General features: G+C 43.0%; 10 protein-coding genes and 2 pseudogenes. 3 read left to right on the plus strand and 9 right to left on the minus strand.

Annotation, left to right across the window (positions count from 1 at the left end; translation table 11 throughout):
- The first annotated feature begins 684 nt into the window (after nt 1–684).
- Nucleotides 685–1323 carry a 2OG-Fe(II) oxygenase family protein gene (locus F6K37_RS27965; RefSeq protein WP_287253682.1) on the plus strand — a complete coding sequence of 213 codons (639 nt, stop codon included), beginning with the start codon at nt 685–687 and terminating at the stop codon, nt 1321–1323.
- 178 nt (nt 1324–1501) lie between these two features.
- Here F6K37_RS27965 and F6K37_RS27970 read toward each other — a convergent pair whose 3' ends face one another.
- Entirely contained in the window at nt 1502–2848 is a 1347-nt protein-coding gene (locus F6K37_RS27970; RefSeq protein WP_287253683.1) for an IS200/IS605 family accessory protein TnpB-related protein, read from the minus strand.
- Nucleotides 2849–2900: 52 nt separating this feature from the next.
- Here F6K37_RS27970 and tnpA point away from each other — a divergent pair.
- Nucleotides 2901–3324, plus strand: a pseudogene (gene tnpA / locus F6K37_RS27975) (IS200/IS605 family transposase).
- Between the two features lie 45 nt (nt 3325–3369).
- On the opposite strand, the pseudogene F6K37_RS27985 reads toward tnpA, so the two are convergent.
- The 3 genes and pseudogenes from F6K37_RS27985 to F6K37_RS27995 all read right to left on the minus strand — a co-directional run bounded on the left by F6K37_RS27985 (nt 3370) and on the right by F6K37_RS27995 (nt 4546).
- Nucleotides 3370–3754: pseudogene (locus F6K37_RS27985) on the minus strand (DUF433 domain-containing protein).
- Between the two features lie 184 nt (nt 3755–3938).
- Entirely contained in the window at nt 3939–4301 is a 363-nt protein-coding gene (locus tag F6K37_RS27990) for a DUF5615 family PIN-like protein (protein ID WP_287253688.1), read from the minus strand.
- Entirely contained in the window at nt 4298–4546 is a 249-nt protein-coding gene (locus tag F6K37_RS27995) for a DUF433 domain-containing protein (RefSeq protein ID WP_287253690.1), read from the minus strand. The genes F6K37_RS27990 and F6K37_RS27995 overlap by 4 nt, the downstream gene beginning before the upstream one ends.
- A 387-nt stretch (nt 4547–4933) precedes the next feature.
- Between F6K37_RS27995 and F6K37_RS28000 the strand changes: the two genes are divergently transcribed.
- On the plus strand, nt 4934–5071 hold the full coding sequence (locus F6K37_RS28000; RefSeq protein WP_287253691.1) for a hypothetical protein: 138 nt from the start codon (nt 4934–4936) through the stop codon (nt 5069–5071).
- Here F6K37_RS28000 and F6K37_RS28005 read toward each other — a convergent pair.
- The 5 genes from F6K37_RS28005 to F6K37_RS28025 form a co-directional block, all read right to left on the minus strand.
- Nucleotides 5059–5313, minus strand: a complete 255-nt coding sequence (locus F6K37_RS28005) for a type II toxin-antitoxin system RelE family toxin (RefSeq protein WP_287253693.1) — start codon at nt 5311–5313, stop codon at nt 5059–5061. The two genes, F6K37_RS28000 and F6K37_RS28005, sit on opposite strands and share 13 nt — an antisense overlap.
- Complete coding sequence (locus F6K37_RS28010) at nt 5313–5573, minus strand: type II toxin-antitoxin system Phd/YefM family antitoxin (protein WP_287253695.1); 261 nt, start codon at nt 5571–5573, stop codon at nt 5313–5315. The genes F6K37_RS28005 and F6K37_RS28010 overlap by 1 nt, the downstream gene beginning before the upstream one ends.
- A gap of 101 nt (nt 5574–5674) precedes the next feature.
- Nucleotides 5675–5983, minus strand: coding sequence for a hypothetical protein (locus F6K37_RS28015; RefSeq protein ID WP_287253697.1), 309 nt, complete (start codon nt 5981–5983; stop codon nt 5675–5677).
- A gap of 436 nt (nt 5984–6419) precedes the next feature.
- The gene (locus F6K37_RS28020) at nt 6420–6674 is read right to left on the minus strand and encodes a hypothetical protein (protein WP_287253699.1); all 255 of its coding nucleotides are present in this window, start codon (nt 6672–6674) and stop codon (nt 6420–6422) included.
- Nucleotides 6675–7084: 410 nt separating this feature from the next.
- The coding region (locus F6K37_RS28025) for a hypothetical protein (protein ID WP_287253700.1) at nt 7085–7318 on the minus strand (234 nt) is incomplete at its 5' end.

Genomic DNA, 7318 nt, shown 5'->3' on the forward strand with positions numbered 1-7318 from the left:
TAATTAAATAGCGTTCGCTTTTATTTTACAGTATCGGCGAACGCTTTTTGTTTTGTTGATATCATTCGCTTTTTTATTCCGTTGCCCAAGCTTTTTGCGCTTAGAGAATTTAAGACTTTTTTAGGTTAAAATACTTAACTTTTAAAAAAAAGGGTGAACCCGTTACTCCAAGGCGGTTTCAAAACCTCAGAAAAAATTTTGACATCGACAATGAAACAGCCCTGCCCCTAACCCCCCTTAAAAAAGGGGGGAATTAGATTCAAAAGTCCCCCTTACTAAGGGGGATTTAGGGGGATCTGAATCAGGGATTAACAAAACTGACATGCTCCCATAGGCAACAGCCCAGTAGGGTGCCTGAAATAACGCATCCTACTGATAATTAAATATATGGTTTCTTATAGCTTATGAGGTACACAGGATTTTTTAGCTATTACCTATTACCTATTACCTCTTACCTATTAGCTATTAGCTATTACCTCTTACCTCTTACCTCTTACCTCTTACCTCTTACCTCTTACCTCTTACCTCTTACCTATTAGCTCTTACCTATTATCTATTACCTCTTATCTATTACCTATTACCTATTAGCTATTAGCTATTACCTCTTACCTCTTACCTCTTACCTCTTACCTCTTACCTACTCCCTACTCCCTACTCCCTTTATTATTTAATTAATTAACTATAATGAATAAATCTCCAGAAGCTCCCCGTAAAATTACTAATCAAGCGCCAGTTTTATTTATTCCTAATGTCTTGGATAGAGAGTTTTGTCAAACCCTAATTAATATTTGGGAAACTGAAGGGAATCAAGAGTCCTATTCAATGATTGAGCATAAGGGAGAATTGACTCCCATTGAGGACGATGATTATAAAAGACGCAGAGACCATTTTCTTCAAGAAGGGGAAACCCATCAACGTTTAAGATATTTCATCCGTCAACAGGTTCGCCCTGCAATCAAGAAAGCCTTTCATTTTGAAATTACTCGATTTGAGAGTTTTCGGATTGGTTGCTATGATGCTAATACTGGCGGATATTTTCGACCCCATCGGGATGATGCTACGGAAGGAACTGCCTATCGTCGCTTTGCTATGACTATTAATTTGAATGTGGAAGACTATGAAGGGGGCTGTTTAAGATTTCCAGAATACGGATTGGATTTATATCAGCCGGAAACAGGCAGTGCTTTGATTTTTTCCTGTTCCCTGCTTCACGAGGTTACAGATGTTATTAAAGGACGACGGTTTGCTCTGCTGTCATTTTTCCATGGTGAACATGAGGCTCAGTTGGTTGAGGAGTACAATCGGCGTGTGATGGTTAGTTAGAGGTAAGCATTCAGCTGTCAGCTATCAGCTATCAGATGTAGGGTGGGCAGTGCACCAGACAGATAATCAAGCTTGCAAAGGGCGTTGGTAGGCACTGCCCACCCTACTAGGATTAATGACTCGCTCCAGAGCGGCTTCTGCTATGAAGCTTCCACCACCTGAACGAGGTGGTGGTGTCCTATGCTAACCTGGAACTACGAAGCGTCCACAGGTCACATAGACAAGCCCAGCTTCTAGGCGGTCGTCCAGGACTTTTGCTGGAACGACCCTCGTTGTCATTTCTGCGAACGAGCTTAAGTACACCTCTAGCACCAATGTTGTAAGCGCCATTAAGGTCGGCATTGAATCGCTTAGCTGAAGGGAAGGTTGCTAGGGTATAATTCTTTGAATTTCGTTTAACCGTACCAGAACCATCATAGGCAAGTTTTGAGGTGTAAGCCGCCACGACCTCTATAACTTTGCCTCCAAGTTCAGCCCATTTCATTTCCGTAAAATCACGAATCTTTGCTTTGAGCCATCCGTGAAATCTTTGCCTTAAATTGGAGCGTTTCCTTCCGCCCTTTGGCTTCCATCCTTTAAGATTCTCAAATACAATCGCTTCAGAATTAAACTTTTCAGCAATCTCAACAATTCCCTTAGAAACAATGTGGCCAATCTGGTTGTTAATTCTTTGGCATTTTTGGTAGGTCTTGGAGCAAAAACCTTTGTGCAGTTTTCCTCCTTTTCCCATTGTCTTTGATGCCCTTAAGGATACGGATTTCAGTCGTTTATCTCTGCGGTCTATGTCTCTTCCAGGATGAATAAACTCACGGTGGATTACAGTACCGCTGTGGGTTACAACTGCTATGGTAGCAGTTGTATTAATACCCAAGTCTACCGCAGTTACGTTAGATCTTGGTTTGCGTTTTTCTGGTTTACAAGTAAATGGAACAGATAGATGACAATACCTATCATTGAAGATCAATGAAGGGGACATCATCTTGTTAGTGGCACAGGCGTGGCGCTCTCTTAATCCAGTTATCTGAACTGTAGTCCAAATCCAATCTAAACCATTGAAGACTTTGATTTCGACTTGGTCAAAACCATGCAGCTTATAGCATTGACCTTTATACAAAGCTGGATAGCAACCAGTATCAGCATTTAATCTTGGTGGCTTGCTATCTTTCCTTTTTCGGACGCCAGATTGCCATTCACGGTATCGAGTTGCATAGCTGCTAACCTGTCCAGCTGCGAATGCAATTGCTGCTCGACGGTAGTAACTAGGAAATTTATGGAAAGTTTTGTTGAATTGAGGATATTTTATTTTGGGTCGCTTGGCTGTTTTGTGCATCAATCCCTCAACAGCAGGAGTTAGCTGGTCAGCAGTTAACTCGCCCAATTCGCCCCAGTGAATATAAATAATACCAACCAAATATCGACAAGCCTGGCGGTACACCTTCACCGTCTCACCAAACAAAAAGCGCTGTTTGGCAGTCGGGTTAAGAGTCCACTTATCGGTGCGAATGATTTTGGCTGGCGTCTTCACAGGCTCAACTGAATTGCTAGTATGTCACCAGATTAAATCATAGTGATTAAACATGTCAACCTCTTTCCGCTCTTTTGCACAGACGGTTTCGCTAATCAAGATTCATATAGTGTTTGTGACAAAATACCGCCACCCAGTGATTACAGGAAACATAGAAGAAGACATCAAAGATCTGGTCAAAAGTATTTGTGAAAAAAATGACTGTATTCTTGAGGATGCCAAGGCCGACCTAGGGGAAAATGATCACATCCATCTTCTGATTGACCTAGCCCCTAAGGTGTCAATTTCCAAGCTTTGCAATACCCTCAAAACGGTGACTAGCAGAGAAATTAGAAAAAGATATGCAAAAAAAAGAATTGGCTCCCTATTACTGGAAGCCTGTCTTCTGGAAAAGAGGATTTAGTGCTGTGTCATGTGGAGGCGCACCGCTTTCTGTTCTGAAGCAGTATATAGAGAACCTTGGCTATGACGATTAATTAGTTTGCTCCTTAACCCCCACCTGGGCGTTCGCGTAGCGTGGCCTACGCCCAGGTGGGGGAATGCGTCGCACATTTGTTCAATTGCCGGAACCTTTGCCGTGCAGCAGAAGGATTCTGTTTTTGTTCTTCTCGTTGTTGGCGGCAAAACTCTAGCCAGTCAGCTAAGTAAGTGCTAACCTCTTCTTTGTTGTGTAGATAGTAGAGAATAGTGCCATGGACTTGTTCTAGCGATGCAGCGCGGTCTTGGGGGTTTCCCCCATGAGCGACTGCATCAAGACAGGGTAATTGTCTCAAATTGTTGGGTAATTTCTTCAGGGGTTCTGGCGCGATAGATATATTCGTAGAGGACGCTTTCGATACCAATGCGGCTACCTTTGATGCGAATGTCGTCAGAGGCTAGGAAGTCGAAGTAGTCTTGGATTTCCATGGCAATTTGTAATGATTTGGTAAAACGTTTTTTTAATTGCGTAATCTAGCTATCGAGCATTTTAACACAGGGCAATCAGGGGTTAATATTGGATTTTTTTTATTTTTATTTGTTGTTTTAATTGGGCGGTTGGGTTGAATTTCGGTGCGTTACACTTTCGTGCTTCGCACCCTACAAGATCTGCTCAAATTGGCAGTCGTCGCAGTCGGTAACGAGTATCATCCACCGTGATAATTGCACCTGCTTCCAAATCTTCCCCACACTCAGCCAGCACCGCCAGCAATCTTGCACCAACACTTGCAGGATTTGTATTCTTCAAGCGAAATATGATCACACTAGGCAGCAAAGCAGAACTTGCTGCCAATAGATCGCCAAAATCCAAGTCAAAAGTTAAAACAATGCGCTCCTCTTGCCTTGCCTTTTCCAGAATCAAAGCATCTAAGAGCCGTTCTAATCCTTGTTCGTAAAGATGTACCGTATCATATCCCTGTTGACGCAGTAATTGAACAGTTAAAGGAGAGACACCCATATCTGCTAAAAACTTCATGCGGCACTTCCACTGAAAGGCCGAACTTGCTCACTAGCCAAAAATGCTGCATACAGAAGACTAGCTTTAATATCTTCTGCTTCTAGATAGGGATAAGCTTCAAGAATTTCGTTGACATCCATACCGTCGGCTACCAAACTTAGCACTAAAGATACTGTAATCCTCATGCCTCGAACACAAGCACGTCCTCCCATTATTTGGGGATCAAAGGTAATGCGTTCAAATACCAGTTTCTTATCTGTCATAACTAACACCTTGTATTTTTCTTAACTATATAGTACTTACAGTGAAGGGGTAATGTAAGCATTCAGCTATCAGCTATCAGCTATCAGCTATCAGCTATCAGCTATCAGCTATCATCTCTGAGCTCTCAGCTTTTGAATAAGCGATGCAGAGGTGCGACCCGTGGCGAATTTAATTACGGGTCAAACGCACCATTACGGTCTTGGGGGTCCCCCCCACTCGCTATTGCCGTGGTTTCCCCCACTCGCGCAATAATCAAGACAACAAGTAAGCATTGGTTTAATAGTCACGAAAGTCCCAGCGTCGAAGCCTGTCCCACGAAGCCTGTGCCACAGAGCTGACGCCTGACGGCTGATAGCTGAATGCTTACGGGATAATTCCCTTACTTGATGGGATCAGCTCCGCCTACAAAATATGCGATCGCACTACAAGAGCAGGCGATTGACCGTTCGCGCAGCGTCGGGCTTTGTCCGAAAGGTCATGCTACGCGAACGCACTATGCAATACCATTATTTTATTCTCCATAATGAGTTTTGGCGCGGTGAATATAGATCAGCTTCTGCTCATTGTCAATTGTGTAAATAATTCTATCTTTATAACTTAAACGCATAGAAAAGAAACCAGCAAGATTGCCCACCAGCTTTTTACCAGCATAAGGATTTATACTGATCGTGTCCTGAATCATTGTTTTAAGTTTTTGCTTTAATTTGGGCGTAAGTTTGGCAACATCCTTTTTAGCCTCTTTGGTAAAACGAACTTCGTAAACCATCAATCAATATCTCCCAAGACTTCATCTAGGGAGTAGGTTTCCTTATTGGTTATTTGTTCAAGGGATATTTGTAGGCTTTCCATCATTCCAGGGATTGAAAGTAATTCTAAGGTTTCTTGTAAGCTTTCATAGTTTTTTAGAGAAATTAAAACAGCAGAACCATTAGAAATCTCGATTTCATAAACTTTGTTTTCTTCTGTGACTAATTCAACTAAGTTTATTAACTCTTTTTGGGCAGCAGTAACCGTCAGCTTTTCCATTTTGTTGATTTCCTATTTTTGTTATTATAGCAATTCTCAATTCGGTAGAGAAGGAATATATTCGTCTGATCATATTTAGGAATCCCGTAAGCATTCATCCGTCAGAAATGGAACGGGCAAGATGCCCATTCCACCAACATCCCCATTCCACCAACATCCCCATTCCACCAACATCCCCATTCCACCAAGATGCCCATTACACCAACATGCCCATTCCACCAACATGCCCATTCCACCAAGATGCCCATTCCACCAACATCCCCATTCCACCAACATGCCCATTCCACCAACATCCCCATTCCACCAACATCCCCATTCCACAACAATATGCAACGCCTAATCACCTTGGCCAATAGGCCACGCGATCGCTGAAAGCGGGACGCGCGTCCATCGCGTTCAACCTTGGCCAATAGGCCACGCGATCGCTGAAAGCGGGACGCGCGTCCATCGCGTTCAACCTAATAACCTACCCTTCTCGAACCCCAAAGGCAAACAACCTCATAACCTTCAACCAAATAACCTTCAACCAAATAACTAACCTTCAACCAAATAACCTTCTAACTAACCTTCAACCAAATAACCTTCAACCTTCAACATCCCAACCTTCAACATCCCAACCTTCAACCTTCAACCTTCTAACTAACCTTCTAACCTTCAACCAAATAACCTTCAACCTTCAACTCAAAAAAAGTAGCCGCAGAACTACCTTCCACGGCTAGGAAATTTTACTATGCCTCAACTTCGTACACCAACCCAGAAATAATCCGATCCCATTGGCCAAAGGCCAAGCTATGTGAACAGATTTGATTCTTGGGCTAGGGGGGAAACCCCCCCTACTAAGTTAGTCTAATCTAGAATTATGTACTTCGTCATAGTGGTGATAAATTCGCCAGGAATTCCCGTCGGCTGAAGGGGGCTCCAGTCCGAAATTTGGGCATAACGCAGTGCATAAAGGGTATACATGGTGTTGCTTATTGCCCGGCGGGACCCCTTCAGAATATGCTGAACGGGGTATTTTTTTGGAGAAGGTTCCTGAGGAGTATTACTAGGAGTGATTTCCTCAGGATTGTTTTCTGGATTCGGGCGAAAGTTGTCAGGCATAGTTCAAAATTGGTTTTGATGTTTATATTATAATAATAACGATTATATATTTATTTGTCAAGGGTTTTGATAATTTTTTTTTTGAGGGGTAATTGAAATAAATCGTACGGTAATGAAATGGAAGCTTGTTTAAAAAAAAGGGAATAGGAAATAGGGAGCGTAATGGTTTTGAGTGACTTTATGAGATAGGAAATACTTAATTGACCTGCATGTCACGCTACGCGATGAAGCGTTCGCAAAGCGTGGCCCAAAGGCCTCAGCTTCCGCGCTTATGCGATTGACCTTTGGTCACGCTAAAAGCGATCGCACTCCCTTTCAATCAAAAGACTATGTCTTAAACTATACTTTCTTTGCTATAGCACCCACATGGAAATGCAATGGGTCAGAGGAGCATAAACAAGTATTTATACTCAGTAAAATCGGTTTTTTCGCGTTCGCGTAGCGGCTCGTACCGAGCATCGCGTAGCGTGACCATTCGCGTAGCGTGGCCGAAAGGCCAAGGTCAATCGCAAAGTGCCCCAGAATGCGTTCGCGTAGCGGCTCGTACCGAGCATCGCGTAGCGTGACCATTCGCGTAGCGTGGCCGAAAGGCCAAGGTCAATCGCTTCCCAACAGAATTCCGTAATCTTATATACTACTTTTTG

It is taken from the genome of Moorena sp. SIO4E2, assembly GCF_010671945.1.
GTDB lineage: Bacteria > Cyanobacteriota > Cyanobacteriia > Cyanobacteriales > Coleofasciculaceae > Moorena > Moorena producens.

What these genes read in the sequence shown, in the direction of transcription:
- F6K37_RS27990 (WP_287253688.1), bottom strand. Translation starts at nt 4,301, where the DNA reads ATGAAGTTTTTAGCAGATATGGGTGTCTCTCCTTTAACTGTTCAATTA.
- F6K37_RS27995 (WP_287253690.1), bottom strand. Translation starts at nt 4,546, where the DNA reads ATGACAGATAAGAAACTGGTATTTGAACGCATTACCTTTGATCCCCAA.
- F6K37_RS28020 (WP_287253699.1), bottom strand. Translation starts at nt 6,674, where the DNA reads ATGCCTGACAACTTTCGCCCGAATCCAGAAAACAATCCTGAGGAAATC.
- F6K37_RS27965 (WP_287253682.1), top strand. Translation starts at nt 685, where the DNA reads ATGAATAAATCTCCAGAAGCTCCCCGTAAAATTACTAATCAAGCGCCA.
- F6K37_RS28010 (WP_287253695.1), bottom strand. Translation starts at nt 5,573, where the DNA reads ATGGAAAAGCTGACGGTTACTGCTGCCCAAAAAGAGTTAATAAACTTA.
- F6K37_RS28005 (WP_287253693.1), bottom strand. Translation starts at nt 5,313, where the DNA reads ATGGTTTACGAAGTTCGTTTTACCAAAGAGGCTAAAAAGGATGTTGCC.
- F6K37_RS28000 (WP_287253691.1), top strand. Translation starts at nt 4,934, where the DNA reads ATGGGATCAGCTCCGCCTACAAAATATGCGATCGCACTACAAGAGCAG.